General features: G+C 59.0%; 1 protein-coding gene. It reads left to right on the forward strand.

The window, feature by feature from the left end:
* Positions 1-510 precede the first annotated feature (510 nt).
* The coding region (locus tag BF99_RS23175; RefSeq protein WP_156013516.1) for an AAA family ATPase at positions 511-719 on the forward strand (209 nt) is incomplete at its 3' end.

The raw sequence follows: 719 nt of genomic DNA on the forward strand, positions 1-719 counted from the left end.
GGGGGGGGGGTAGTCAATTTAGGCGCCACCGGCACCTCGGGTACCGGTTCTGGCCGTCGATTCGAATCGACGCGATCGTGAATCGGGGGCTTCGTCATCATCGTGCTCTCCTGGTTGCTATCGCTGCGGTCTTGTCGAATCCGCTACGGGATCGAAACCGAAATCTGCCGGGTCGATGCTCGGGAATGTTTGGAGGCGCGCGCATCCACTTCGGCGCCACTTTCGCAATTTACCCTAAAAGCCACGCTTGCGTATACCCGCCTAACCATGCCCGCCAAGTCGGAGAGGTCCGATGGGTGGCGACGACGATCCCACCGAAGGGACAATGACCGATATCGCCGATGACAAGAGGCTCGATGCGAAAACCTCCCTCTCGGTCATCGAAGAACGGCATCCGTGCTCCTCATCGACGAGCCTCGAAGTCCGATAACCACCTCGCCGGATCGGGGCAATTCGGATTTTCTTGTCAATATCCTTGCAATCGTAAAGTGTCGCTTTATGATTGCAAGGATGAACATGATCCCGCGCGCCAAATTCTCCGAAGTGGACGCTGCCTTGAAGCGCGAGGCCGCCGTCGTCCTGATCGGCCCCCGGCAGGTGGGCAAGACCACCCTCGCCCATGCGATCGGCGAAAGCCGCGATGCGCTCTATCTCGATCTGGAGAACGCCGAGCATCGCGCCCGCTTGGGCGATACCGACAGTTTTTTGATGATGCACAC

Source organism: Thioalkalivibrio sp. HK1 (genome assembly GCA_000583135.1).
Lineage (GTDB): Bacteria > Pseudomonadota > Gammaproteobacteria > HK1 > HK1 > HK1.